A 23,658-nucleotide genomic window follows, 5' to 3' on the forward strand; every position below is an offset into this window, starting at 1 on the left:
TCCCACGGTTGGCCCGGGTATGACATTGGGGATCACGTTTTCCGGCGGCCCGACCGCCCTGCTGGAACTGGGCGGCGTCCGGCTGCTCACCGACCCGACCTTCGACGCGCCCGGCGACCACCCCGTCGGCGAGCGGGTGCTGGTCAAGACCGAGGACTCGGCGCTGTCCGAAGACGCGGTCGGGGTGGTGGACGCCGTCCTGCTGTCGCACGACCAGCACCCCGACAACCTCGACGACCGCGGCCGCGCGTATCTCGCGACGGTGCCGCTGACGCTGATCACGCCCAGCGGAGCCGAGCGGCTCGGCGGGACGGCCCGGGGTCTGGCGCCGTGGGATTCGGCGCGGGTCGGGCCGCTGACCGTCACGGCGGTTCCGGCGCTGCACGGACCGGAGGGCGCTTCGCGGCTCACCGGGGACGTGACCGGCTTCGTCCTGACCGGCGACGGGCTGCCGACGGTGTACGTGAGCGGGGACAACGCGTCGGTGGATCTGGTGCGGGAGGTCGCGGCGCGGTTCCGGGTGGACATCGCGGTGCTGTTCGCCGGCGCCGCCCGGACGAAGTTCTTCGACGGCGCTCCCCTGACGCTGACCAGCGCCGCCGCGGTCGAAGCGGCGAAGGTGCTGGACGCGGCGAAGGTGGTCCCGCTGCACTTCCGCGGCTGGCAGCACTTCAGCGAGGGCCCGGACGTGCTGCGGCGGGAGTTCGAAGCGGCGGGGCTGACCGACCGGCTGGTGCTCCTCGAACCCGGGCAGCGCGCGGAGGTGTGAGGCCGGGCGGGTGCGCGGTGCGAGCCGCGCACCCGCGCCGGAAGGCCGGCCCGGGCGCGTGAGAGGCTGGCGCCATGGCCAAACCCACCCCGCTGCAGTTCCGGAACATCCTCGTCGCCCTCCTCGCGGCGGCGGGCTTCGTCTGGAGCATCGTGGTGGGCATGCAGTGGTGGGTGAGCGCGATCATCGGCTGCGCCTGCGTCCTGTCGCTGGCCTCGGCGTACCTCAACCGCCCCGACGCGAACTGACCGCGAGCCGCCGGCGGGATCCGGCGGCTCGTGAGCCGGTCACCGCGTCTTCGCGTACCTCGCCTTCAGGTTCGTGCGGCCCGCCTCCGTGAGCCGCCCGAACAGGCGCAGCCTCGCCAGGCCGCCGTCCGGGTAGATGTCCAGCCTGGCCTCGGTCACCTCGGGGCCGTCCGGCAGCGCGAAGCGGTGGCGGGTGTCCGGCTGCAGCCGTGTCTTCGGCAGCAACGGAACCCACTCGCCGTACGTGTCGCGGCCGCTGACCGACGCCCAGCCCGGCGCGTTGCCCTTCAGGTTGCTCGTGTCCAGCTCCGCGAACCGGATGATCCCGGCCCCCGCCAGCCGCAGCGTCACCCAGTCGTTGCCGTCGTCGCGACGGCGGGCCGTCTCCCAGCCCTCCGCCTGGTGGGCGGCCAGGCCCGGCGAGAGGATGTTGTTCGGCGACGAATAGAACCGGTTGCTGCAGCCCGTGACGAGCGCGCCGTTCTCCAGCGCCGCCAGGTCCAGTGCGTCCAGGTCGAGCAGCGCCGGGTCCGGGATCGGCGCGCCGTGCACGCGCAGGCGTGCCACGCCGCCGTCCGGGTGCTGCGTCAACCGCACGTGCGTGTAGCGCCGCGAACCGTTGACCGCGTAGAAGTTCTCCGTGTGCCCGGCCGCCGGGGCGTGGTCGACCAGGACGTCCCAATCGGCCGCGGCCACCTCCGCCGCCGACGGGTAGCCCGGCAGCGACGTCGCCTCGACCGAGACGAACGGCGGGTAGTTGCCCTTGAAGAACGCCGTGTCGACGATGACGCCGGTGATCGTGCCGGCCAGGCCGAGCCGCACGATGGCCTGGTCGTCGCCCGGTTCGCGGTGGCGGCGGGTCTCCCAGCCGTCGTAGACCTGGCCCTTCGGCCCGAACGTCTCCGCGCGGTGCGCCGGCACCCACGGGTTGACGAGGTTCTCCTTCTCGGCGAACAGCTCGTCGGTCGCCCACATCACCGTCCCGCCGAAGCGGCGGGAGGCGAGGTCGGGCAGTTCTGTCCACTCCGGACGGTCGGACACCACGGCCTCCATTTCAGCAGTTCCCCCGGGTCAGCAGCGCACCGCGCGGCTGGTCACCGGTGATTTCGGTGCCCCGCAGCCACGTCGAGCGCACGACGCCGGCGAGCGGGCGCCGGTCGTAGGCGCTGACCGGGTTGCGGTGCTTCAGTTTCGCGACGTCGACCACGAACGCCTCGTCCGGCGCGAACACGCAGAAGTCGGCGTCGCCGCCCACCGCCAGGCGCCCCTTGCGGCGCATCCCGGCCTGCGCGGCCGGGCGCTCGGCCATCCAGCCCACGACGTCGGTGAGCGCGAACCCGCGCTGCCGAGCCTGCGTCCAGATCGCCGGCAGCCCCAGCTGCAGGCTGGAAATGCCGCCCCAGGCCTGGCCGAAGTCGCCGCTGTCGAAGCGCTTCAGCTCCAGCGTGCACGGCGAGTGGTCGCTGACGATCGTGTCGATGACGCCGTCGGCGAGCCCCCGCCAGAGCAGCTCGCGGTTGGCCGCCTCGCGGATCGGCGGGCAGCACTTGAACTGCGTCGCGCCGTCACGGATCTCCTCGGCGACGAAACTGAGGTAGTGCGGGCAGGTCTCCGCCGACAGCGCCACGCCATCGCGGCGCGCCGCGGCGATCAGCGGCAGAGCGTCCGAAGAGGACAGATGGAGGATGTGCGCCCGGGCATCGTTGCGCCGGGCCGCCTCGATGACGTGCGCGATCGCGAGGTTCTCCGCCCGCCTGGGCCGCGAGCGCAGAAAGTCGACATAGCGACCTCCGTGCGGCTCGGGCGCCTCGTCGATCTCGTGCGCGTCCTCGGCGTGGACGATCATGAGCGCGTCGAAGGAACTCAGCTCCCGCAACGCTTCGTCGAGCCCGGCCGGATCCAGCGGCGGGAACTCGTCGACGCCGGAATGCAGCAGGAAGCACTTGAAGCCGAACACCCCGGCATCGTGCAGGCCCCGCAGTTCCCCGGCGTTGCCCGGGATGGCGCCGCCCCAGAAGCCGACGTCGACGTGCACCCGGCCGGTCGCCGCGGCGCGCTTGACCTCCAGGGCCGCGACGTCGACGGTCGGCGGCAGGCTGTTCAGCGGCATGTCCACGATCGTGGTCACCCCGCCCGCCGCGGCCGCGCGGGTCGCCGTCTCGAAGCCTTCCCACTCGGCACGGCCCGGGTCGTTGACGTGGACGTGCGTGTCGACCAGCCCCGGCAGCAGCACGACGTCGTCACCGAGGTCGAGGACGCGGTCGCCGGACAGCGCCGCGCCGCCGGGCTCGACCGCGACGATCCGGCCACCCTCGACGCCGACGGTCGCCGGGACCTCGCCCTCGGGCGTCACGGCCCGGGCGGCACGCACCACAAGATCCATCCGAAAGCCCTTCTGCGGGAGGATGAGCACCGCCGATTTCACAGAACGGAAAGACGGTTTCGCACAACGACAGTAACCACGGCTCGCGCCGCTCGTCAACGACGGCCGCGGCGCGTTACGGTCATCCCCGTGCGGCTTGAAGCGGAGTTCACCAGCGAACCGTTCCACGGCGAGGGGTCGCCGCCCGAACACGCCGTCGCCGCCCGCGACGCCGCCGCGGAAGCCGGGCTGGACACCGATTTCGGCCCGCTCGGCACGCTCGCCCGCGGTGAGGCGAAGGAACTGCTCGAAGCCCTCCCGGCGATCGCGAAGGCAGCCCTGGAGGGCGGCGCAACGCGCGTCACGCTGCAACTGCGCCGGGCCGACGACCCCGGCAGCACCCCGGTCGTCGAGCTGAACGACGCGCTGGCCCGGCTCATCGCCGACGTCGAGCGCGAACTGGGCGCCAAGCTGGGCGAACTCGACCGCGCGGGCAAGCAGCGCGCGGTGCGGCTGCTGCGCGAACGCGGCGCCTTCGGCCTGCGGAAATCCGTCTCGTCGGTGGCCGACGCGCTGGGGGTCACGCGGTTCACCGTCTACAACTACCTCAACAGGGAAACCGACTGACCAGCGCTTTCAACAAAATGTTGACGGAATTCCGGCACCGACGTACGGTCAGCACGTGCTGCTCACCGAGTTCAACACCACCGACGTCCGGCCGTTGCTGACGGCGTGCCTCGCCGTCCCGCGCTGGGTCGACGCCGTGCTCGCCGGGCGCCCGTACGCCGATCTCGACGCGCTGAAAGCCGCCGCCGACCTGCCGCTGAACAGCGACGAGATCCGGCAGGCGATGGCCGCGCACCCGCGGATCGGGGAAAAGCCCGCGGCGGGCTGGGCGCGGTCGGAACAGTCCGGTGTGGACAACCCGGACGCGTTCGCCGCCGCGAACGCCGAGTACGAAGCCAAGTTCGGGCACGTCTACCTGGTCTGCGCGAGCGGCCGCAGCGGCGATGAACTGCTGAAGATCCTGCGTGACCGGCTGGCCAACGACCCGGCGACCGAACTCGCGGTCGCCGGCCGTGAACTGCTGAAGATCGCCGAACTCCGACTCGCGAAAGCGGTGACCGCGTGAGCCTCGTGACCACCCACGTCCTCGACACGGCCACCGGGCGCCCCGCCGCGGGGATCGCCGTCCGGTTCGAGACCGCCGAAGGGAAGCCGATCGCCGAAGGCCGCACCGACGACGACGGCCGCATCCGCGACCTCGGCCCGGACACCCTGGCGCCGGGCGGCTATCGGCTCGTCTTCGACACCGGCACCTACCTGGGCCCGGACGCGTTCTTCCCGGAGGTGGCGCTCACCTTCCGGATCACCGACGGGAGCGCGCACCACCACGTGCCGCTCCTGCTCAGCCCGTTCGCCTATTCGACCTACCGAGGGAGCTGACCGTGGCCATCACCCTGGGCCCCAACCAGTACGGCAAGGCGGAGGTCCGCCTGGTCACGGTGCGCCGCGACGGCCCGGTGCACCACCTGAAGGACCTGACGGTGTCGACGTCGCTGCGCGGCGAACTGGCCGCGACGCACCTGACCGGCGACAACGCCGGGGTGCTGGCGACCGACACGCAGAAGAACACCGTGTACGCCTTCGCGAAGGAGGCGCCGGTCGGCGAGATCGAGGACTTCGGCCTGCGCTTGGCCCGCCACTTCACCGGCACGCAAGAGAACATCACGGGCGCGCGCGTCAAGGTCGACGAGCACGGCTGGGACCGGATCGCCGTCGGCGGCGAGCCGCACGACCACGCGTTCAGCCGGTCCGGCGACGAGCGCCGCACGACGGCGGTGACGCTCCAGGACGGGCGCGCGTGGGTCGTGTCCGGCATCGACGGCCTGACCCTGCTGAAGTCCACGGGTTCGGAGTTCCACGGCTTCCCCCGCGACGAGTACACCACGCTGGCGGAGACCGGCGACCGGATCTTGGCGACGGCCGTCACGGCGAAGTGGCGCTACCAGGGCGAGGGCATCGACTGGGCGGAATCGCACCGCGAGATCCGGCGGCTGATGCTGGAGACGTTCGCGACGAAGCACAGCCTTTCCCTGCAGCAGACGCTGTACGCGATGGGGTCGGCGGTGCTCGAGGCGCGGCCGGAAGTGGCCGAGGTGCGGTTGTCGCTGCCGAACAAACACCACTTCCTGGTGGACTTGAGCCCGTTCGGGCTGAAGAACGACAACGAGGTGTTCTACGCGGCGGACCGGCCGTACGGGCTGATCGAGGGCACGATCCTGCGGGACGACGCCGAGGAGCCGGGGCCGGCCTGGGACCTGCACTGAGTTGATAGAACGCTCTATCATCGAGAGGTGGCAGGGACCAAGGAACGCATCATGGCCGCCGGCGCCGAGCTCTTCCGGCGCAACGGCTACGCCGGTACCGGCCTGAAGCAGATCGTCGCCGAGGCCAACGCGCCCTTCGGGTCCCTCTACCACTTCTTCCCCGGTGGCAAAGAGCAGCTCGGCGAAGAGGTCATCCGGACTTCCGGGCTCGCCTACATCGCCCTGTTCGACCTCTTCATCGCGCCCGCCGCGGACCTCGTCAGCGGCATCGAATCCTTCTTCGCCGCCGGGATCGCGACCCTCGAAGCCACGGACTACGTCGAGGGCTGCCCGATCGCGACCGTCGCCCTCGAGGTCGCCGCCACCAACGAACCGCTGCGGAAAGCCACCGCCGACGTCTTCACCGCCTGGATCGACGCCGGGACCGAGAAGTTCGCGCGATTCGGCCTGACCCGGGCAGCGGCCCGGACCCTCACCATCACCACCGTCAACAACCTCGAAGGCGCCTTCGTCCTCTGCCGCTCGTTGCGGGACACCGAAGCCATGGCCGTCGCCGGGGCCGCGACCGTCGACGTCGCCCGGCGGCTCCTCCAAGAGGACCCGCAACTTTAGTCGGTGCCGAACGCAAATCACCAACATGGGGCCTTGACCGCTGACAAGTCACCTCCGATGCTGCATGGTCTAGTCCTCCTGCCTCACAACGCCGTCCGGTTGGAGTCGCCATGCGCCGCGTCCTCGCCACCGCCGCAGCAGTCACAGTCACTGCTGCGGCCGTCTCGATCACGAGCCCGGTCGAAGCCCTCGAGAACGGCCTGGCCCGCACGCCACCGATGGGCTGGAACACCTGGAACACTTTCGAGTGCAACATCAACGAGACCCTGGTGAAGCAGACCACCGATCTGATGGTCGGCTCCGGGATGCGGGACCGCGGCTACACCTACGTCAACCTCGACGACTGCTGGATGACCCGCTCCCGCGACAGCGCGGGCAACCTCGTCGCCGATCCCGCGAAGTTCCCCAGCGGCCTCAAAGCCCTCGGCGACTACATCCACGCCCGCGGCATGAAGTTCGGCATCTACGAAAGCGCCGGCACCATGACGTGCCAGAGCTACCCCGGCAGCCTCGGCCACGAACAGGCCGACGCGAACCTCTTCGCGAGCTGGGGCGTCGACTACCTCAAGTACGACAACTGCTTCAACAACGGCAGCAACAGCCAGGAGGACTACATCCGGCGGTACTCGGCGATGCGCGACGCGCTGAAGGCCACCGGCCGCCCGATCGTCTACAGCATCTGCGAATGGGGTGACTTCGCCCCCGCGACCTGGGCCGCGGACGTCGGCAACCTGTGGCGCACCACCGGCGACATCACCAACAGCTGGGGCACCGTCGACGCGATCTACCGCCAGAACGTCGGGCTCGCCTCCGCCGCGAAGCCGGGCGCCTGGAACGACCCGGACATGCTCGAGGTCGGCAACGGCATGGGTTTCAAGGAGGACCGCGCGCACTTCACGCTGTGGGCGGCGATGGCCGCGCCGCTGATCGCGGGCGCCGATCTGCGCTCCGCGAGCGTCGCCACCTTCTCCACCTACCTCAACGCGGATGTCATCGCCATCGACCAGGACCCGCTCGGCAAGCAGGCCCGGCGGATCGCCACCGGGAACGGGCTGGACGTCCTCGCGAAACCCCTCCGGGGCGGCGACGTCGCCGTGGTGCTGCTCAACGAGAACAGCACCGCGAACACCATCTCGACGACCGCCGCCGCGGCCGGGCTGCCGGCCGCGTCGAGCTACCGGCTCACCAATCTGTGGTCGAAGGAGGTCTCCGCGACCACCGGCGGGATCAGCGCGAACGTCCCGCCGCACAGCACGGTCGCCTACCGCGTGAAAGCCGGCGCACACGGCACCAGCACCGACGCCACGCAGCCGATCCAGGGCGTCTCCTCGGCGCGGTGCATCGACGTCAGCGGCGGCTCGGCGACGCCCGGCACCCCGGTCGACATCTGGGACTGCGGCGGCGGCCCGGTCCAGGCTTGGACGTTCACCGGCGCCGGTGAGCTCAAAGCCGGCGGCCTCTGCCTCGACGCGAGCGGCGGCACCAGCGCGTCCGGGACGAAGCTCATTGTCTGGGGCTGCCACGGCGGCGCGAACCAGAAGTTCCGGCTCGAGGCCGGCGGCTCGATCACCCAGGCCGGGCTGTGCGTCGACGTCACCGGCGGCGACAAGCCCGCCGGCAACGTCAACGGCACCCCGCTCGAGCTCTGGGGCTGCAACGACGAAGCCCACCAGAACTGGATGCTCAGGTAGCTCAGGTACCGGTGAGGTGCTCCGGCCGCACCGGGACGCGGGTGAGCGCGAGCCCGGTCGCGGCCCGGATCGCGGCCACGATCGCCGGGGTCGACGAGATCGTCGGCGGCTCGCCGACCCCGCGCAGGCCGTACGGCGCGTGCGGGTCCGGGCGTTCCAGGACGTCGATGGTCATCGGCGGCATGTCCAGCACCGTCGGGATCAGGTAGTCGGTGAAGGAGGGGTTCCGGATCTTCCCGCCGGAGGTCTGGATCTCCTCCATCACCGCGAGCCCGAGCCCCTGCGCCGAGCCGCCCTGGATCTGGCCCAGCACGGCCTGGGGGTTCAGCGCCTTGCCGACATCCTGGGCGCAGTCCAGCGCGACCACCTTGACCAGGCCCAGCTCGGTGTCGACGTCGACGACCGCCCGGTGCGCGGCAAACGCGTACTGCACGTGCGCGGTGCCCTGGCCGGTCTCGGGATCCAGCGCGGACGTCGGCCGGTGCCGCCATTCCACGGTTTCGTCGTGGACGTCGTCGCCGAGGACCTCGCCCAGGTCGGCGAGCACCCGGCCGTCGGCCGCGACGAGCTTGCCGCCGACCACGCGCACCTTGGCGTCGAACCGCGAAAGCAGCCGCGCCCGCACCGCCACGCAGGCGGCCTGGACGGCGCCGCCGGTGACGTAGGTCTGGCGCGACGCCGACGTCGAACCGCCGTTGCCGATCGAGGTGTCCATCGGCAGGACCGTCACCTGGTCGACGCCGAGTTCGGTGCGGACGATCTGCTGCATGATCGTCACCAGGCCCTGGCCGACCTCGCAGGCCGCGGTGTGCACGGTCGCGGCCGGTTCGCCGCCGACCAGCTGCAGGCGCACGCGAGCCGTCGAGTAGTCGTCGAAGCCTTCGGAGAAGCAGACGTTCTTGATCCCGACGGCGTACCCGACGCCGCGGACGACCCCTTCGCCGTGCGTCGTGTTCGACACCCCGCCCGGCATGTGCCGCAGGTCGAACGGCCGTTCCGGCGGCATCGGCATGGCGCGCACGCGCTCCAGCAGCTCGGCCACGGGTGCCTCCGCGTCGACGACCTGGCCGGTCGGCATCGGATCGCCCTCGCTCATCGCGTTGCGGACGCGGACCTCGACCGGGTCCAGCCCGCAGGCGGCGGCGAGCTTGTCCATCTGGGACTCGTAGCCGAACGCCGCCTGCACCGCGCCGAAGCCGCGCATCGCGCCGCACGGCGGGTTGTTCGTGTACGTGCCCCAGCAGTCCACCGCCGCGCTGTCCACTTTGTACGGGCCGACGCCGAGCGTGGCCGCGTTCGCGACCACCGCACCCGTCGAAGACGCGTACGCGCCGCCGTCGAGGTACAGGCGTGCCTTGACGTACACGAGGCGGCCGTCGCGGGTGGCACCGTGCTCGTAGTACATCTTCGCCGGGTGGCGGTGCACGTGCCCGTAGAAGGACTCTTCGCGGTTGTAGACCATCTTCACCGGCTTGCCGGTGTGCAGGGCGAGCAGGCACGCGTGCACCTGCATCGACAGGTCTTCCCGGCCGCCGAACGCCCCGCCGACGCCGCCGAGCGTCAGCCGCACCTTCTCGATCGGTAGTCCCAGAGCGGCCACGATCTGCTGCTGGTCGACGTGCAGCCACTGCGTCGCGACGTAGAGGTCGACGCCGCCTTCGGTGTCCGGCACGGCGAGCCCGGATTCCGGGCCGAGGAAGGCCTGGTCCTGCATGCCGACCTCGTAGACGCCGGAGACGACGACGTCCGCGGTGAGATCCTGGGGCCCGCGGCGGATCTTCACGTGCCGGACGACGTTGCCGCCTTCATGCAGCGAAGGCCCTTCGCCCGCGACCGCGGCTTCGGAGTCCGTCACCGGGGAAAGCTCCTCGTAGGTGACCTTGATCCGCTTCATCGCGCGGCGCGCGGTCTCCGGGTGGTCGGCGGCGACCAGCGCCACCGGCTCGCCCTGGTAGCGCACGACGTCGGAGGCGAGCACCGGCTGGTCGGCGTGCTCGAGGCCGTAGCGGTTGACGCCGGGGACGTCCTCGTGCGTCAGCACGGCTCGGACGCCGGGCACGGCCAGGGCTTCGGCGATGTCGATCGAGGTGATCCGCGCGTACGGGTGCGGGCTGCGCAGCGTCACGCCCCACACCATGTCCTCGTGCCACAGGTCCGAGGAGTACGCGAATTCGCCGCGGACCTTCACGATGCCGTCGGGACGCTGCGGCGACGTGCCGACGCCGTTGACCGTCGGCGTGCTGACGGTGGTGGTCATCGGCCCTCCCGCAGCCGGGCGCTCGCGGCCGCCAGCTCGCGGGCGATGGCGGACTCCTCGGCTTCGCGCAGGGTGCCGTCCTCGACGACGGCCTTGCCGCCGACGAACAGCCGGCGCAGCGGCGGCGGGGTGCCGAGCACCAGCGCCGCGACCGGGTCGGTGATGCCGGCGTGGTTCAGCCCGGTCAGGTCCCAGACGGCCAGGTCGGCGAGCTTCCCGGGTTCCAGGGAGCCCAGGTCGTCCGCGCGGCCCAGGCAGCGGGCGCCGCCCATCGTGCCCATCCACAGCGCTTCCCGCGTGGTCAGCCCGCGGGGCCCACCGCGCTGGCGCGCCTGCAGCAACGCCTGGTGCAGCTCTTCGGCCAGGCCCCCGGACTCGCTGGACGCGGCTCCGTCGACCCCGAGGCCGACGGCCACCCCGGCGTCGAGCAGGTCGCGGACCGGGGCGATGCCGGAGCCGAGGCGGCCGTTGGACGTCGGGCAGTGCGCCGAGCCGGTGCCGGTCGCGCCGAACCGCCGGATCGCCTCGGGCGCCAGGTGCACGGTGTGTGCGAGCCAGACGTCTTCGGCGAGCCAGCCGAGCTTGTCGGCGTACTCGGCGGGCGTGCAGCCGACCTCGGCGAGGCACTGCTTCTCCTCGTCCAGCGTCTCGGCCAGGTGGGTGTGGAGCCGGACGCCCTTGCGGCGGGCGAGCTCGGCTGCGCCGGACATCAGCCGCTCGGTGACCGAGAACGGCGAGCAGGGGCCGACGGCGATCTGCAGGTGCGCCTCCGCCGAGTCGTCGTGGAACCGGCCGATCGCCGCTTCGGTGCCGGCCAGCGCGTCCTCGGTCGTCTCGACCAGGTTGTCCGGCGGCAGGCCGCCGTCGGACTCGCCGCGGTCCATCGACCCGCGCACCACGTGCAGCCGGACGCCGATGCGCTGGCGGGCCGCGGCCAGCGCCGCGACCTGGTCGCCACCGTCGCGCGGGAAGACGTAGTGGTGGTCGGCGACGGTGGTGCAACCGGTCAGCGCCAGCCGTGCCATCCCGGCGGTGCCCGCGGCGTGCGTGATCTCGTCGTCGAGGCGGCCCCAGACCGGGTAGAGCGCGACCAGCCACTCGAAGAGCGTGTGGTCGGCGGCCATCCCGCGGGTCGCCCACTGGTAGAGGTGGTGGTGGGTGTTGATCAGCCCCGGCGTGATCAGGCAGCCTTCGGCCTCGACGCGTTCGTCGAACTCGCCGGTGTACACGCCCTCGCCGACCTCGGCGATCCGGTCGTTCTCGACGACGACGTGCCCGCTCGCGTACTCCTCGCCGGAGACGGTGGCGATGGCCGCGTTCGCGATGAGCGTCTTCACGCGACACCACCTTTCGCCGCCGCGCGCACCGCGTCCAGGATCTTTTCGTAGCCGGTGCAGCGGCAGAGGTTGCCGGCCAGTGCCTCGCGGATCTCCTCGTCGGACGGGTCGGGGACGCGGTTCAGCAGGTCGTGCGCGGCGACGACCAGGCCCGGGGTGCAGAACCCGCACTGGACCGCCCCGGCGTCCACAAAGGACTGCTGGACCGGGTCGAGGGTGTCGCCATCGGCCAGTCCCTCGACCGTGCGCACCCCGCGGCCCTCGGCCTGCCCGGCCGCGACCAGGCAGGCGCACACCGGGACGTCGTCGAGGTAGACCGTGCACGACCCGCATTCACCCTGCTCACAGGCGTTCTTCGAGCCCGGCAGCCCGAGCCGTTCGCGCAGCACGTAGAGCAGGCTTTCGCCTTCCCAGACGTCGTCCGCCTGCCGCGGCTCGCCGTTGATCGTGACATTCAGGCGCATGCGCGCTCTCCCGTCCGGTGTTCTTCCCAGGCCCAAGTCAACGTACGCCGCGCCAGTACGGCGAGCGCGTGTTTCCGATACGCGGCGCTGCCCCGGACGTCGTCGATCGGCTCGGCGGCCGCGGCGACCAGGTCGCCGAAGCGGCGTTTCAGGGAGTCCGGCAGCGGCTCGGGTGCGGTCCACGGCAGCTCGGCGGCCAGGAAGTCCTCCGCCTCCCGGGCGCGGCGCGGGGTCGGCGCGGCCGAGCCGATCGCGGCGCCCACCACGCCGTCGCGCAGGGACAGCGCGAACGAGCAGACCGCGATGACCATCGCGTTGCGCGTGCCGACCTTGGCGAACTGCTGCGGCCCGGCGTTGGCGGGCAGGTGGACGGCGGTGATCAGCTCGTCCGGAGCCAGCGCGTGCCGTTTCACGCCGACGTAGAACTCCTCCGCGCGGAGGAGGCGGGTCCCCCGGACGGAGGCCACCTCGACCCGCGCGTCCAGGGCGAGCAGCACCGGGTGGGTGTCCCCGGCGGGGGACGCGGCGCCGAGGTTGCCGCCGACCGTGCCGCGGTTGCGGATCTGCGGGGACCCGACGGTGCGGGAGGCCATGGCGAGCGCGGGGACGGATTCACCCACCTCGGTGATGACCCGCGAGTACGGGACAGCGGCGCCGAGCCGGACCGTGCCGCCCGAGTGGTCCACAGTGGACCACTCCGCGAGCTCGCCGACCCGGGTCAGGTCGAGCAGGGCCCCGGGACGCCGGTGGTCGAAGTTCAGCTCGACCATGACGTCGGTGCCGCCGGCGATCGGCACGGCCTCGGGCCGCCCGGCTTTGAGGGCCAGTGCCTCGGCGAGCGTCGTGGGACGCAGGAACTCCACTGGTTGCTCCTTCGTGGGGGCGATGGACCAGTAGACGACGGATCACGGCCGGGCGGCAACGGCACCACGCATGAAACGCACAGCAGCGGACGCGGGGGCGGTTGTGCTTTCCTACAAGCCTCATGACGACCGTGAAAACTCTGCTGGGCTTGCCGGGGCTGCGGCTGCGCCCGCGGGCCGGGACCGACCTGCTCGACCGGCCGGTGACGCGCATCTACGTCACGGAGCTGTCCGACCCCGGACGGTACCTGTCGGCCGGTGAGCTGGTGCTTTCCGGCCTGCTGTGGTGGCACGCCCCGGGCGACGCCGAGCCGTTCGTGGCCGCGCTGGCCCGCGCGGGCGCGGCGGCGCTGGCCGCGTCCGGCGCCGACTCGGACGGCATCCCGGACGACGTCGTCGACGCCTGCGTCCGGCACCGGATCCCGCTGCTGGAAGTGCCGGCCGACCTGTCGTTCTCGGTGATCACCGAGCAGGTCGTGCTGGCGCTGGCGGCCGCGTCCGACAGCGCGCGCAAACGTTTGCAGGCGGCCGCGGAGGCCCCGGTCGAGACGCTGCTGGAACGCGCGGCGGCGGAACTCGGGCTGCCCTGCTGGGTGCTGTCGGGACTGGGCCGGCTGATCGCGGGGACGGCCCCGCTGCCGATGCCGGCCGGCGACGTCGTCCGCCGGCACGCGGCCCGTGAGCCCGGGCCGCTGACGCTGGTCCCGGTCGAGGGGCGGCACGCGGTGCCGTGGCTGATCGCGGTCGGGGGGCCGCTGAGCACCGCGCAGGCCGAGCTCGCCGAGGAGGTGGCGGGGCTCGTCGGGGTCACGCGGGCTCGCGGGCCCCGGCTCGAGGTGTCGTTGCCCGAGGAGGTGTGCGTGGTCGGGTTGCGGACCGAAGGCAGCGACGAGAGCCGGGACGTCCTGAGCGAGTGGCTCCCGGACGCGCTGCTGCTCGAGACGGCGGCGGAAACGTCGTACGCGGCGACCGCACTGCGGCCGTCACCGGCGGAGTTGTCCATTGTGGAACCCCTGCTCCGGGCGAAGCGGATCGTCTGCGGCATCGGCGACCCGGGCCCGCGCGACGAGGCGGCGCAGAGCGCGCGGTACGCGGTGGAGGTGGCGGCCCGGCGGACGGGCCGGGTGGCGGTGGTTCCGGCCGGCGAGGTGGACGTGCACGAGCTGCTGCTGGCCGGCACCCCGGACGGGCTGCGCGCGGCCCTGCGCCGCCGGGTGCTCGGACCGCTGCTGGCGTACGACGCGGAGCAGCACACGGATCTGGTGCACACGGTCCGCGTGTTCCTGGAGTGTTCGGGCTCCCCGACCCGCGCGGCGAAGGAGTTGCACGTCCACGTCAACACGCTGCGGTACCGCATCGGACGCGCGGGCGAGCTGCTGGGCGCGGACTTGACGGAGTTCACCGACCAGCTCGACGTGTACCTCGCCTTGCGCGCCGGCGACTAGAACCATCGCCGCGCCGCCCGCTCGTCCGCTCGGCGCAGGGGACGAGCCTCGCACCCCATCGGCCGCCGTCTCGCGTTGCGGGAGCGGAGTCAGAGGGGAGGATGAGGGCGTGGACCCCGACATCGGTTCGGCCCGGCAGGCGGCGGACGACGCCCGCGTGCTCGCCTTCGGGCGGCTGCAGGGTGCCGCGCACCGGCTCGGGTACCTGCTCGGGCGGGCGCTGGAACGGGAATGCGGGATCACGCACCTGATGTACGAGGTCCTGCTGATCGTGGGCCGCACCGGGGAAGACGGGCTGACCATGCGCTCGATCGCCCAGGAACAGGTGCTCACCACCGGCGGTGCGACCCGGCTGGTCGACCGGATGGTCGCCACCGGGCTGGTGACCCGCACCACTTCCCCCAGCGACGGGCGGGTCCAGCTCGTCCGGCTGACCGCCCTCGGTGAGGAAACGACCGTGCGGGCCACCCGCGTGCACGTCGAGAACATCGAGCAGTTCTTCTTCGGGCCGCTGCCCGCGGACCACCGCGAGCGGTTCGCCGACGACCTGCGGACGTTGAGCCACTTCGCCCGCGATGCCCTCCCCCGGCTGCGTTAGACCGCTGCGTCAGACCACCGTCGCCACCGCGAGGCCGAGGAAGACCGCAGGCACCGCGCCGGTGGCGAACCGGCGGGCGCGGACGTGGGCCGCGATCGCCCCGAGGTAGAACAGGGTCAGGCCGATCGCCGCCGTCACGCCGAGGACCGGAACGCCGAGCAGGCCGAGGAGCAGCCCGGCCGCACCGGCGAGCTTCAGTGTGCCGAGAGCGGGGAGCCAACCCGGCGGAACGTCGACGGCGGCCGAGGTGGCGAGGACGAACCGCGCCTTCAGCAGGTCCGCGAGGCCGATGCCCGTGTTGAGCGTGATCGTGACGAGAGCCGCGGCAGTGTTCATGCCTCCCCGACGGGGCCGCCGCCCGGAAGGTGACCGGTCAGGCCGCGACCGGCGTCGCCCCTTCCAGCGTCTCCCGCAGCTTGTCCCGGTCCAGCTGGCCTTCGGACTTCGCGACCACGAACGTCGCCACGCAGTTGCCGAGCAGGTTGACGAACACGCGCATCGAGTCCATCAGGCGGTCCGCGCCCAGCAGCAGGGCCACGCCCGCCACCGGGAACGCGCCGATCGCCGCGGCCGTCGCCGACAGGGCCAGGAAACTCGAGCCCGGGACGCCCGCCATGCCCTTCGACGTCAGCATCAGGATCAGCACCGCCAGCAGCTGCTGGCCGAGCGTCATCTCCACGCCGAACGCCTGAGCCAGGAACACGGTGCAGATCGACAGGTAGATGGTCGCGCCGTCCAGGTTGAACGAGTACCCGGTCGGCACCACCAGCCCCGTCGCCGCGCGCGAGCAGCCCGCGTCGGTGAGCTTGGCCATGATCCGCGGCATCACCGACTCCGTCGAGGCCGTGCCCAGCGCGAGCAGGAACTCTTCGCGCGCGTAGCGGAGGAACTTCCAGACCGGAACCCCGGCGTAGAACCGGGAAATCGCGGCGAGGACGAGGGTGAAGAGCACGGCCGCGCCGTAGCACGCGGCGATCAGCTTCGCGTAGGTGCCCAATGTGGACAGGCCGTATTGGCCGATGATGAACGCCATCGCGCCGAACGCGCCCAGCGGCGCGACCCGCATGATCCAGCCCATCACCTTGAAGATGACCTGCTGCACCTGGTCGACGAAACCGAGCACCAGCGGCGCCCGCTCCCGCCCGATCGCGGCCAGCGCCACGCCGAAGAACACCGCGAACACCAGGACCTGCAGCAGCTGGTTCTGCGCGAACGCGTTGACCACGCTGTCGGGGATGGTGTGCAGCAGGAAGTCCCCGATCGACGGCAGCTGCCCGCCCTTGGTCTGCGCGGCGACGGCGTGCGGGTCCAGCGTCGCCGGGTTGATGTCCAGCCCGGCGCCGGGCCGGAAGACGTTCGCCACGACCAGGCCGAACAGCAACGCGAACGTCGTGACGACCTCGAAGTAGACGATGGCCTTGAGTCCGATTCGTCCGACCGCTTTGACGTCGCCGACGGCCGCGATCCCGGTCACCACGACGCAGAAGATCAGCGGCGCGATGATCATCTTGATCAGCCGGATGAACCCGTCCCCGACCGGCTTGAGCTGGGCATCGAGCGCCGGCCAGAGGTGTCCGACCAGCACGCCGGCGACCACCGCCACGAGCAGCTGCAGGAACACCGACGTCCACCAGGGCCTCTTGTTCTCCGCCATGGCAGGACCATAGGCATCGGATGTTCCGGCGGTGTTAACGCTCGCAGTGACGTACCCGATGCCGGGAAACGTCACTGCGGCAGACTGGGCCGGTGGGCAAGCGGAAGCAGGTTCGCGTCGGCCCGCCGCCGGCGACGGTCGAAGAATTCGGCGGCGCGTTGCTCGCCGCCGCACCGGGCGAGGCCGACCGGCTGGCGCCGGGGTTCACCCTGCCGGCCGAACTCGCCGAAGCCGCGGACCGGACCGGACGGCAGCTGATCGCCCGTGCGTGCCGGGGTGGCTGGCTGCCCGAGGATCTCCAGGAGGCGGCTCGGCGCCGCCTGGACGAGTTCGCCGGCTCGTACCTGCTCGACACGCTCGCCGCCTACGCCGGGCAGTTCACGACCATGCATCCGGAGTGGCGAGAGCAGCTCGACGCGGCGGGCGCCGTCCGCTGGTGGACCGAGACCGAGCCGCACCTGCCGCAGTGGGCGGCGAAGCACATCCTCACGCCGTCCGAAGCGGTGGCGGCGGTCATCGAAGCCTTCGGCCTGCTGAAGACGCTGCCGGCGGTGACCGTCGTGCTGCCTGCGCCGGGAACCCCGCTGGAACGTCCGGTACGGCAGCACGTCGACGAGAAGAAGCTGAGCCGGGTCCGCGCGCTGCTCGCCAAGGCGGAGTCGAGCTCGTTCCCGGAGGAGGCCGAGGCCCTTTCGGCGAAGGCGCAGGAGCTGATGACCCGCCACGCCCTCGACCGCGTGCTGGTCGAGGCCACCGAGAACGCACCCGATCGGCCCGCGGCCCGCCGGATCTGGCTCGACACGCCGTACACCGACGCCAAGTCGCTGCTGGTCCACGTCGTCGCGAAGGCCAACCGCTGCCGCGCGGTCTTCGACCCGCGCTGGGAGTTCGTCACCGTCATCGGCGACGAGGACGACCTGGACTCGGTCGCCCTGCTGACGACGTCCCTGCTGGTCCAGGCGACGCGGGCGATGATCACCGACCCGGCCGGCCGGTCGCGGCCGTTCCGGAAATCCTTCCTCGTCTCGTACGCCACCCGGATCGGCGAGCGGCTCGAACGAGCGGCGGAAGCGACGATCGCCCAGGAACCGGAGCTGCTGCCGGTGCTGGCTTCGCACGAGAAGAACGTGGCCGCGGCCTTCACCACCCTCTTCCCCGAAGTGGTGAACAAATCGGTGACCGTGCGCAGCCACGAAGGCTGGGGCGCGGGCCGCGCGGCCGCCGACCGCGCCCGGCTGCGCTGAGCGGCTACAGGAAGATCTTCACCAGCTGGTCGCGGCCGTCCTGGTCACGCACCAGGACCTGCTTGCCCGCCTTGAGCTCGGCGTCGACGAACTCGTACACCAGCAGCGCCCGGTTGACGAGGTCGACCTTCTTCAGGCCGGTGCGTTCCTGCAGCTTCGCCAGCGCATCGACCGCTTCGGCGATCAACGCGACATTGACGCGGTCGACCACGGCGGACCGGTTCGCCTCACCTGCGGGCATGGTGCCTCCTCTCGCGTGCCACCCCATCATGGCAGGTTCGCCACCGAAAACACACATATTTCGCAGCGAAAGAGTGTTGCGGTCCAAGCAGCCGGCGCTCTACAGTCGAAGTGCGAGCTTTGGCGCGAACCCGTCCTTCATGCAGGCGGGCCGAGTGATCGGGAAGCAGGACCACGCTTCCTCGCGGCAGGGACTCCGGTTACCGGACAGCAGGTGTGCCCTGGCGAGGGGGGCACGGCATGTCGCCGGTCGGTAACCGGCCGCGGCATGCGCCGCGGCCACGAGAAGTGGTCCCCGGTCCGACGTGCCGCCACGGGCGCTTGACCGGGCCCGGAAAGGAACGGGCACGAGCATGGGTGCCGAAATCGAGCGTGCGGATCCGTCCGGACCTCACGAAGTGGAGCCGGACCGGGACGACAACCCGAGCCGGTTCGCGCACGTCCGGATCGAGACGTCGGAGGTGAAGGCGGAAATGGCGGTGCCATCGAGCCAGACCCGCCGGCTGCTCACCACGGTCTTGGACGTGCTGGTCGTGCTCGGCGCGGTCCTCGGACCGACGCTCACGTTGAAGGCGGCTTCGGCGGCTCTTCCGACATGGGCGACAGCCGGGACGATCGCCGGTCAGCTCGCCTTGCTGACCGTGGTTGCCGTGATCGGGCACCGCCCGGACCACCCCGGCCGGTTGCCGTCGTAGCAGCCGCCGTGAGCAGTGGTTGAGTGGGCGCTCCTCCTCGAGCGTCCGCTCTGCCACTGTTCACGCGAGCCGCTGTGCGTACTTCTCCAGCTCGGGACGGCCGAACGGCAACTCGCCTTCGTCGAGCGCGCCGCAGTCCAGCCCGCGCAGCAGGTACACCGCCAGCGCCTGTGCCGTCGCCGGTTCGTCCAGCACTCCCCCCGACGTCTTCTCCGCGTACGCGCGCAACCGCTCCACCGCCTCCGGGAGCCCCGCACGGTAGAACGTGTACGTCGCCGCGAAGCGGGTCGGCAGCTGATGGGGGTGCAGGTCCCAGCCCTGGTAGAAGCCCCGCTCCAACGACCGGCGCACCAGCCGGAGGTGCTCCGCCCACGCCATGGGCAGCGCGTCGCCGATCGGGAGCTTGTTCGTCGAGCCGTCCGAGAGGCGGACTCCGGTTCCCGCCGCCGAAACCTGCATCAGGCCCTTGGCCAGGTCCGCCGCCGGGTGCTCCATGCTCTGGTACGCCGCCGCGATGCCGAGGCCCGCGCTGTAGTCGTACGTGCCGTAGTGCAGTCCCGAACAGCGACCCGAGGCGGCGTGCACGATCCGCGCCACCGACAGCGTCCCGTCGAGGTCCACAATGGACTGTGAGGTCTCGATCTGCACCTCGAAGCGCAGGGTGTTCTCGGGCAGGTCATACGCGGATTCCAGGTGCGCCAGTACTTCCGCGGCGACCGAGACCTGCTCCACGGCCGTCACCTTCGGCAGCGTGACGACGAACCCGGGCGGCAATGGCCCGTTGTCCAGCAGCGAACCCAGGAACAGGTCCAGGGTGCGGATGCCGCGCCGACGCGTCGCCGCTTCGAAGCTCTTGAAGCGGATTCCGCAGAACGGCGTGCCGCCGGTCGTCGCCAGGGTCTGCCCGGCCGCCAGGGCGGCGGCGTCCTCGACGTCGTCCGGCACGCGGCCGTAGCCGTCCTCGAAGTCGATCCGCAGGTCCTCGATCGGCTCGGTCAGCAGCTTCGCGCGGACGCGTTCGTAGACGTCCGCGTCGGCGCCGAGGAGGTCGCCGTGCTCGATGAAGACCCGCATCGCCTGCTTGCCCCAGTCGGCCACCAGGCGCGTCTTGTACTGCGAAGCCGGGACGTACACGGTGTGCACGGGCTGCCGTCCCGGCCGCTCCCCCGGGTACGACGCCGCGACGCGCGCGTCGGCCGCAGCCAGGCGCGCGTCGGCGGCGTCGTAGACGTCCTCGGGCAGCCGCACTACTTGATCCGCTCGTACGCGGGCAGCGTCAGGAAGTCCGGGAACTCCTCGGCCAGCGCGACCTGCTCGAACAGCTCCACAGCCGGCTCCAGCAGCTCCGGCTTGAGCTCGGCCGCCAGCTCGCCGCGGACGTCGGCCAGCACGCCGCGCACCAGCTCCGCCGTCACGGTGTCGCCGCTGTCCAAAGGGGTCCCGTTCTTGACCCACTGCCAGATCTGCGAGCGGGAGATCTCGGCGGTGGCGGCGTCCTCCATCAGGTTGTGGATGGCCGCCGCGCCGTTGCCACCCAGCCAGGAGGCGATGTAGCGGACGCCGACGTCGACCGCGGCGCGCAGGCCGGCGGCCGTCGCACCGCCCGGCGTCGAGGCGACGTCGAGCAGCTGGTCGGCGGTGGCAGAGAGATCCCAGTCCTCGTCGCGCCTGCGCCCGAGCTGGTTCGGCTTGTCGCCGAGGACCTTGTCGAACTCCTCCTTGCAGAGCTCGACCATGCCCGGGTGCGCGACCCAGGAGCCGTCGAAGCCGTCGCCGGCCTCGCGCGACTTGTCCGCGTGGACCTTCTCGAAAGCGCCCTTGTTGGTCTCGGGGTCCTTGCTCGGGATGAACGCGGCCATGCCGCCGATCGCGAAGGCGCCGCGCTTGTGGCAGGTGCGCACCAGCAGCTCGGTGTAGGCGCGCATGAACGGCGCGGTCATCGTGACGGAGTTGCGGTCCGGCAGCACGAACTTCTCGCCCGCGTCGCGGAAGTACTTGATCACGCTGAACAGGTAGTCCCAGCGGCCGGCGTTGAGGCCCGACGCGTGCTCGCGCAGCTCGTAGAGGATCTCCTCCATCTCGAACGCGGCCGGGATGGTCTCGATCAGCACGGTGGCGCGGACGGTGCCGTGCTCGATGCCGAGGGTCTTCTCGGCGTGGGTGAAGACGTCGTTCCAGAGCCGCGCTTCGAGGTGGCTCTCCATCTTCGGCAGGTAGTAGTACGGGCCCTTGCCGCGCTTCAGCAGCTCGGCCGCGTTGTGGAAGAAGTGCAGGCCGAAGTCGACGAGCGCGCCGACGCCCTCGCGGCCGCCGAAGGTGAGGTGGCTCTCGGGCAGGTGCCAGCCGCGCGGGCGGACCACGATCGTCGCGTGCTCGACGTCGTCCTTGAGCGCGTAGCTCTTGCCGCCGCTCTCCAGCGTGATGGTCTCGCGGATGGCGTCGTAGAGGTTGACCTGGCCGGACACGACGTTCTGCCAGTGCGGGGTGTTGGCGTCCTCGAGGTCGGCCAGCCACACCTTGGCGCCGGAGTTGAGCGCGTTGATGGTCATCTTGCGGTCGGTCGGCCCGGTGATCTCGACGCGGCGGTCCCGCAGCGCGGGCGGCGCGCCGGCGACCTGCCAGTCGCCTTCGCGGATCTCCTCGGTCTCCGGCAGGAAGTCGAGCCGGCCGGTGGTCCGGGCCTCTTCGCGGCGCTTGCCGCGCGCCTTGAGCAGCTCGTCGCGGCGGCCCGCGAAGGCGTCGTGGAGGCCGGCGAGGAAGGCGAGCGCCTCCGGTGTGAGGATCTCGTCGCCGCGCTCGACCGGGTCGCCCAGCACCTGGACTTCAGAAGACATGGGGAAACACCTCGAGGGTTCGGATCTTTGGATAACGGCCCTACGGTTTTCTACCAGCCGGACTATAGTTTCTGCATAGCGGAAGCTCAACGCCGACGTAAGGAGGGCCACCGTGCCGGCGGAGAAGAACGGTCGCGACGGCGGCGTCCAGTCCCTGCAGCGTGCCTTCGAGCTGCTGGAACACCTCGCGGACACCGGCGGCGAGGCCAGCCTGTCGGAGCTGGCGACGCTGTCCGGGCTGCCGATGCCGACGATCCACCGGCTGATCCGCACCCTGGTCGACCTGGGGTACGTCCGCCAGAACACGAACCGCCGCTACGCGCTGGGCGCGCGGCTGATCCGGCTGGGCGAGAACGCGAGCATGCAGTTCGGCGCGTGGGCGCGTCCCCTGCTGGCGGAGCTGGTGGAGGAGGTCGGCGAGACGGCGAACCTGGCCGTCCTGGAGCGCGACGAAGTCGTGTACGTGGCGCAGGTGCCGTCGAAGCATTCGATGCGCATGTTCACCGAGGTCGGGCGGCGGTTGCTGCCGCACGGGACCGGGGTGGGCAAGGCGATGCTGGCGCACCTGCCCGCTTCCGAAGTGCGTTCGTTGCTGGACCGGACCGGGATGCCCGCGTACACGGAGCACACGTTCACCGACCCGGACGCGCTGGCGGTGGAGCTGTCGCGGATCGCTTCGCAGGGGTACGCGCTCGACGAGGCGGAGCAGGAGCTCGGGGTCCGGTGTGTCGCGGTGGCGGTGCCGGGGGCACCGGTCCCGGCGGCGGTGTCGGTGTCCGGGCCGTCCGGGCGGCTGACCGCCGAGGCGGTGGCCCACATCGCCCCGGCGGTGCAGCGGGTGGCGGACGCCCTGGGAGCGAGCCTTTCCCAGGCGGTCACGGTCTGACGCGGACCGCTCAGTTCAGCTCGCCCGCCAGCAAGTCCATCAGCACCCCATCGTGCCAGGTGCCGTCCGGGCCGCGCTCGTACCGACGCAGCACCCCGACCGGACGGAACCCCACCTTCGCGTACACCCGGATCGCCGTCTCGTTCGACGCCGCCGGGTCGATCGTCAGCCGATGGTGTCCCTGCGCGAACAGGTGCCCGGCCAGCGCCCGGATCGCGTCCGTGCCGATGCCGCGGCCGTGGAAGGCCGGGTGCACCGAGATGTCGATGCCCGCGTGGCGGTACTGCGGGTCCGGTTCCTCGCAGCTCTGGATCAGGCCGACGACTTCACCGTCGAGCTCGATGGCGTAGACGGTGTCGCCCTCTTCGACCTCGTACAGGCCTTCGACCTCGCGATCGGGGTCGCCCCACCAGCGGGCGACCTCCGGGGTGGCGAGGATTTCGCGCAGCCGGGCGCGATCCGCTGGGCCGATCGGGCGCAGCCGCACCCGGTCGCCGTGAATGGCGGTCATGATGGGTCCTCTCTCGTAGCGAACGACGGCTCCAGGGCGTCTTTCACGAGGAGGGGCACGCGGGCGTCAACCGGGCATGCCCGGATTCTGCGCCGGCGCGCCGCCGCCGTCATCCGAATATCGCCGGAGGAGCGCATGGACCCGCACACCGGCGCCTTGGCCTGGCTCGCGCAGGGCGCCGCTTCCAACCTGCTGGACCGGCTCGTCGACCGGGCGCTCGACGGGCCCACCGCGCCACCCACCTGGCCACGCCCGGCCAAGACCCCGGCGGGGACGGTCGAGATCAGCGTCCGGCACCACCTCGCCGCGAAGGCCCGGACGCCGGTGATCCTCACCCTCCAGGAGGACGGCAGCCGGACGGGCACGGCGTTCCCGGTGGTGCTGGGCCACACGGCCCGCATCGCCCTCCCGGGCGGCCACTACTTCGGGGCGGCGATGGTGGTCGACCCGGCCCGCCGCACGCTGCAGGGCATCGGCTGGTGCCGCCTGACGGTCACGGCCAGGCAGACGTCTCCGTGCCTGATCCCGGCCAACCGCCCGTCCGCGCCGGTGATCCTGCAGCTGGGGCTGCGGAAGGCGGACGGGACGCCGTTGTTCCGGCTTTGACCGCGTTCCGGT

General features: G+C 71.6%; 26 protein-coding genes. 14 read left to right on the plus strand and 12 right to left on the minus strand.

Annotated elements, in window-relative coordinates; all coding sequences use genetic code 11:
• The first annotated feature begins 19 nt into the window (after nucleotides 1-19).
• Together ACFVYA_RS13195 and ACFVYA_RS13200 are read left to right on the plus strand one after the other, a co-directional pair.
• On the plus strand, nucleotides 20-769 hold the full coding sequence (locus tag ACFVYA_RS13195) for an MBL fold metallo-hydrolase (RefSeq protein WP_387044827.1): 750 nt from the start codon (nucleotides 20-22) through the stop codon (nucleotides 767-769).
• A 74-nt stretch (nucleotides 770-843) separates the two neighbouring features.
• Nucleotides 844-1,017, plus strand: coding sequence for a hypothetical protein (locus tag ACFVYA_RS13200; protein WP_285989223.1), 174 nt, complete (start codon nucleotides 844-846; stop codon nucleotides 1,015-1,017).
• A gap of 39 nt (nucleotides 1,018-1,056) precedes the next feature.
• On the opposite strand, the gene alc is transcribed toward ACFVYA_RS13200, so the two are convergent.
• Nucleotides 1,057-2,070 carry an allantoicase gene (gene alc, locus ACFVYA_RS13205; RefSeq protein WP_387044828.1) on the minus strand — a complete coding sequence of 338 codons (1,014 nt, stop codon included), beginning with the start codon at nucleotides 2,068-2,070 and terminating at the stop codon, nucleotides 1,057-1,059.
• A gap of 1 nt (nucleotide 2,071) precedes the next feature.
• On the minus strand, nucleotides 2,072-3,400 hold the full coding sequence (gene allB / locus ACFVYA_RS13210) for an allantoinase AllB (RefSeq protein WP_387044829.1): 1,329 nt from the start codon (nucleotides 3,398-3,400) through the stop codon (nucleotides 2,072-2,074).
• Between the two features lie 129 nt (nucleotides 3,401-3,529).
• On the opposite strand from allB, the gene ACFVYA_RS13215 reads away from it, so the two are divergent.
• From ACFVYA_RS13215 to ACFVYA_RS13240, 6 genes are all read left to right on the plus strand, one after another.
• Nucleotides 3,530-4,006, plus strand: coding sequence for a helix-turn-helix domain-containing protein (locus ACFVYA_RS13215; protein ID WP_387044830.1), 477 nt, complete (start codon nucleotides 3,530-3,532; stop codon nucleotides 4,004-4,006).
• A 55-nt stretch (nucleotides 4,007-4,061) separates the two neighbouring features.
• Nucleotides 4,062-4,511 (plus strand): 2-oxo-4-hydroxy-4-carboxy-5-ureidoimidazoline decarboxylase, encoded by a 450-nt coding sequence (locus tag ACFVYA_RS13220; protein WP_387044831.1) that lies wholly within the window; start codon nucleotides 4,062-4,064, stop codon nucleotides 4,509-4,511.
• Nucleotides 4,508-4,825 (plus strand): hydroxyisourate hydrolase, encoded by a 318-nt coding sequence (gene uraH, locus ACFVYA_RS13225; protein WP_387044832.1) that lies wholly within the window; start codon nucleotides 4,508-4,510, stop codon nucleotides 4,823-4,825. Before ACFVYA_RS13220 ends, uraH begins: the two co-directional genes overlap by 4 nt.
• Nucleotides 4,826-4,827: 2 nt before the next feature.
• Entirely contained in the window at nucleotides 4,828-5,709 is an 882-nt protein-coding gene (pucL, locus tag ACFVYA_RS13230; protein ID WP_387044833.1) for a factor-independent urate hydroxylase, read from the plus strand.
• Between the two features lie 51 nt (nucleotides 5,710-5,760).
• Nucleotides 5,761-6,321 (plus strand): TetR/AcrR family transcriptional regulator, encoded by a 561-nt coding sequence (locus ACFVYA_RS13235; protein ID WP_387044865.1) that lies wholly within the window; start codon nucleotides 5,761-5,763, stop codon nucleotides 6,319-6,321.
• A gap of 110 nt (nucleotides 6,322-6,431) precedes the next feature.
• Nucleotides 6,432-8,012 carry a glycoside hydrolase family 27 protein gene (locus tag ACFVYA_RS13240; RefSeq protein ID WP_387044834.1) on the plus strand — a complete coding sequence of 527 codons (1,581 nt, stop codon included), beginning with the start codon at nucleotides 6,432-6,434 and terminating at the stop codon, nucleotides 8,010-8,012.
• Nucleotide 8,013: 1 nt separating this feature from the next.
• Here the strand turns inward: ACFVYA_RS13240 and pucD are convergent, their stop codons facing one another.
• Genes pucD through ACFVYA_RS13260 form a run of 4 tightly spaced genes read right to left on the minus strand, consistent with a single transcriptional unit; the run spans nucleotide 8,014 to nucleotide 12,933 of the window.
• Nucleotides 8,014-10,269, minus strand: coding sequence for a xanthine dehydrogenase subunit D (gene pucD, locus ACFVYA_RS13245; protein WP_387044835.1), 2,256 nt, complete (start codon nucleotides 10,267-10,269; stop codon nucleotides 8,014-8,016).
• On the minus strand, nucleotides 10,266-11,606 hold the full coding sequence (locus tag ACFVYA_RS13250; RefSeq protein WP_387044836.1) for an 8-oxoguanine deaminase: 1,341 nt from the start codon (nucleotides 11,604-11,606) through the stop codon (nucleotides 10,266-10,268). Before ACFVYA_RS13250 ends, pucD begins: the two co-directional genes overlap by 4 nt.
• Nucleotides 11,603-12,070: a (2Fe-2S)-binding protein gene (locus ACFVYA_RS13255; protein WP_387044837.1), complete on the minus strand. Its 468-nt coding sequence runs from the start codon at nucleotides 12,068-12,070 to the stop codon at nucleotides 11,603-11,605. The genes ACFVYA_RS13250 and ACFVYA_RS13255 overlap by 4 nt, the downstream gene beginning before the upstream one ends.
• The gene (locus ACFVYA_RS13260; protein WP_387044838.1) at nucleotides 12,061-12,933 is read right to left on the minus strand and encodes an FAD binding domain-containing protein; all 873 of its coding nucleotides are present in this window, start codon (nucleotides 12,931-12,933) and stop codon (nucleotides 12,061-12,063) included. The genes ACFVYA_RS13255 and ACFVYA_RS13260 overlap by 10 nt, the downstream gene beginning before the upstream one ends.
• Before the next feature lie 122 nt (nucleotides 12,934-13,055).
• Here ACFVYA_RS13260 and ACFVYA_RS13265 point away from each other — a divergent pair, with 122 nt between their 5' ends.
• Together ACFVYA_RS13265 and ACFVYA_RS13270 are read left to right on the plus strand one after the other, a co-directional pair.
• Nucleotides 13,056-14,378: a PucR family transcriptional regulator ligand-binding domain-containing protein gene (locus tag ACFVYA_RS13265; RefSeq protein WP_387044839.1), complete on the plus strand. Its 1,323-nt coding sequence runs from the start codon at nucleotides 13,056-13,058 to the stop codon at nucleotides 14,376-14,378.
• A gap of 109 nt (nucleotides 14,379-14,487) precedes the next feature.
• The gene (locus ACFVYA_RS13270; RefSeq protein ID WP_285989210.1) at nucleotides 14,488-14,976 is read left to right on the plus strand and encodes a MarR family winged helix-turn-helix transcriptional regulator; all 489 of its coding nucleotides are present in this window, start codon (nucleotides 14,488-14,490) and stop codon (nucleotides 14,974-14,976) included.
• A gap of 9 nt (nucleotides 14,977-14,985) precedes the next feature.
• On the opposite strand, the gene ACFVYA_RS13275 is transcribed toward ACFVYA_RS13270, so the two are convergent.
• Nucleotides 14,986-15,312, minus strand: coding sequence for a DoxX family protein (locus tag ACFVYA_RS13275; RefSeq protein WP_285989209.1), 327 nt, complete (start codon nucleotides 15,310-15,312; stop codon nucleotides 14,986-14,988).
• A 37-nt stretch (nucleotides 15,313-15,349) separates the two neighbouring features.
• Nucleotides 15,350-16,630, minus strand: coding sequence for a C4-dicarboxylate transporter DctA (gene dctA / locus ACFVYA_RS13280; protein WP_387044840.1), 1,281 nt, complete (start codon nucleotides 16,628-16,630; stop codon nucleotides 15,350-15,352).
• Nucleotides 16,631-16,722: 92 nt separating this feature from the next.
• Here dctA and ACFVYA_RS13285 point away from each other — a divergent pair, with 92 nt between their 5' ends.
• Nucleotides 16,723-17,874: a DUF2786 domain-containing protein gene (locus tag ACFVYA_RS13285; RefSeq protein ID WP_387044841.1), complete on the plus strand. Its 1,152-nt coding sequence runs from the start codon at nucleotides 16,723-16,725 to the stop codon at nucleotides 17,872-17,874.
• 4 nt (nucleotides 17,875-17,878) lie between these two features.
• Here the strand turns inward: ACFVYA_RS13285 and ACFVYA_RS13290 are convergent, their stop codons facing one another.
• Nucleotides 17,879-18,115 (minus strand): hypothetical protein, encoded by a 237-nt coding sequence (locus ACFVYA_RS13290; RefSeq protein WP_285989206.1) that lies wholly within the window; start codon nucleotides 18,113-18,115, stop codon nucleotides 17,879-17,881.
• A gap of 352 nt (nucleotides 18,116-18,467) precedes the next feature.
• On the opposite strand from ACFVYA_RS13290, the gene ACFVYA_RS13295 reads away from it, so the two are divergent.
• Complete coding sequence (locus ACFVYA_RS13295; RefSeq protein ID WP_285989205.1) at nucleotides 18,468-18,809, plus strand: hypothetical protein; 342 nt, start codon at nucleotides 18,468-18,470, stop codon at nucleotides 18,807-18,809.
• Between the two features lie 60 nt (nucleotides 18,810-18,869).
• Here the strand turns inward: ACFVYA_RS13295 and ACFVYA_RS13300 are convergent, their stop codons facing one another.
• A complete protein-coding gene (locus ACFVYA_RS13300) occupies nucleotides 18,870-20,057 on the minus strand; it encodes a DUF6986 family protein (RefSeq protein ID WP_387044842.1) in 1,188 nt (395 codons plus the stop codon).
• Nucleotides 20,057-21,643 carry a malate synthase A gene (gene aceB, locus ACFVYA_RS13305; RefSeq protein WP_387044843.1) on the minus strand — a complete coding sequence of 529 codons (1,587 nt, stop codon included), beginning with the start codon at nucleotides 21,641-21,643 and terminating at the stop codon, nucleotides 20,057-20,059. The genes ACFVYA_RS13300 and aceB overlap by 1 nt, the downstream gene beginning before the upstream one ends.
• Nucleotides 21,644-21,755: 112 nt before the next feature.
• Here aceB and ACFVYA_RS13310 point away from each other — a divergent pair, with 112 nt between their 5' ends.
• Nucleotides 21,756-22,529 carry an IclR family transcriptional regulator gene (locus ACFVYA_RS13310; protein ID WP_285989202.1) on the plus strand — a complete coding sequence of 258 codons (774 nt, stop codon included), beginning with the start codon at nucleotides 21,756-21,758 and terminating at the stop codon, nucleotides 22,527-22,529.
• 10 nt (nucleotides 22,530-22,539) lie between these two features.
• Here the strand turns inward: ACFVYA_RS13310 and ACFVYA_RS13315 are convergent, their stop codons facing one another.
• Nucleotides 22,540-23,040 carry a GNAT family N-acetyltransferase gene (locus ACFVYA_RS13315; protein ID WP_387044844.1) on the minus strand — a complete coding sequence of 167 codons (501 nt, stop codon included), beginning with the start codon at nucleotides 23,038-23,040 and terminating at the stop codon, nucleotides 22,540-22,542.
• A gap of 135 nt (nucleotides 23,041-23,175) precedes the next feature.
• Between ACFVYA_RS13315 and ACFVYA_RS13320 the strand changes: the two genes are divergently transcribed.
• The gene (locus tag ACFVYA_RS13320) at nucleotides 23,176-23,646 is read left to right on the plus strand and encodes a hypothetical protein (RefSeq protein ID WP_387044845.1); all 471 of its coding nucleotides are present in this window, start codon (nucleotides 23,176-23,178) and stop codon (nucleotides 23,644-23,646) included.
• The last annotated feature ends 12 nt before the right edge of the window (nucleotides 23,647-23,658 follow it).

It is taken from the genome of Amycolatopsis sp. NPDC058278, assembly GCF_042881395.1.
Classification (GTDB): domain Bacteria; phylum Actinomycetota; class Actinomycetes; order Mycobacteriales; family Pseudonocardiaceae; genus Amycolatopsis.

What these genes read in the sequence shown, in the direction of transcription:
- ACFVYA_RS13195 (WP_387044827.1), top strand. Translation starts at nt 20, where the DNA reads ATGACATTGGGGATCACGTTTTCCGGCGGCCCGACCGCCCTGCTGGAA.
- ACFVYA_RS13200 (WP_285989223.1), top strand. Translation starts at nt 844, where the DNA reads ATGGCCAAACCCACCCCGCTGCAGTTCCGGAACATCCTCGTCGCCCTC.
- alc (WP_387044828.1), bottom strand. Translation starts at nt 2,070, where the DNA reads ATGGAGGCCGTGGTGTCCGACCGTCCGGAGTGGACAGAACTGCCCGAC.
- allB (WP_387044829.1), bottom strand. Translation starts at nt 3,400, where the DNA reads ATGGATCTTGTGGTGCGTGCCGCCCGGGCCGTGACGCCCGAGGGCGAG.
- ACFVYA_RS13235 (WP_387044865.1), top strand. Translation starts at nt 5,761, where the DNA reads ATGGCCGCCGGCGCCGAGCTCTTCCGGCGCAACGGCTACGCCGGTACC.
- ACFVYA_RS13240 (WP_387044834.1), top strand. Translation starts at nt 6,432, where the DNA reads ATGCGCCGCGTCCTCGCCACCGCCGCAGCAGTCACAGTCACTGCTGCG.
- pucD (WP_387044835.1), bottom strand. Translation starts at nt 10,269, where the DNA reads ATGACCACCACCGTCAGCACGCCGACGGTCAACGGCGTCGGCACGTCG.
- ACFVYA_RS13255 (WP_387044837.1), bottom strand. Translation starts at nt 12,070, where the DNA reads ATGCGCCTGAATGTCACGATCAACGGCGAGCCGCGGCAGGCGGACGAC.
- ACFVYA_RS13265 (WP_387044839.1), top strand. Translation starts at nt 13,056, where the DNA reads ATGACGACCGTGAAAACTCTGCTGGGCTTGCCGGGGCTGCGGCTGCGC.
- ACFVYA_RS13275 (WP_285989209.1), bottom strand. Translation starts at nt 15,312, where the DNA reads ATGAACACTGCCGCGGCTCTCGTCACGATCACGCTCAACACGGGCATC.
- dctA (WP_387044840.1), bottom strand. Translation starts at nt 16,630, where the DNA reads ATGGCGGAGAACAAGAGGCCCTGGTGGACGTCGGTGTTCCTGCAGCTG.
- ACFVYA_RS13290 (WP_285989206.1), bottom strand. Translation starts at nt 18,115, where the DNA reads ATGCCCGCAGGTGAGGCGAACCGGTCCGCCGTGGTCGACCGCGTCAAT.
- ACFVYA_RS13295 (WP_285989205.1), top strand. Translation starts at nt 18,468, where the DNA reads ATGGGTGCCGAAATCGAGCGTGCGGATCCGTCCGGACCTCACGAAGTG.
- aceB (WP_387044843.1), bottom strand. Translation starts at nt 21,643, where the DNA reads ATGTCTTCTGAAGTCCAGGTGCTGGGCGACCCGGTCGAGCGCGGCGAC.
- ACFVYA_RS13315 (WP_387044844.1), bottom strand. Translation starts at nt 23,040, where the DNA reads ATGACCGCCATTCACGGCGACCGGGTGCGGCTGCGCCCGATCGGCCCA.
- ACFVYA_RS13320 (WP_387044845.1), top strand. Translation starts at nt 23,176, where the DNA reads ATGGACCCGCACACCGGCGCCTTGGCCTGGCTCGCGCAGGGCGCCGCT.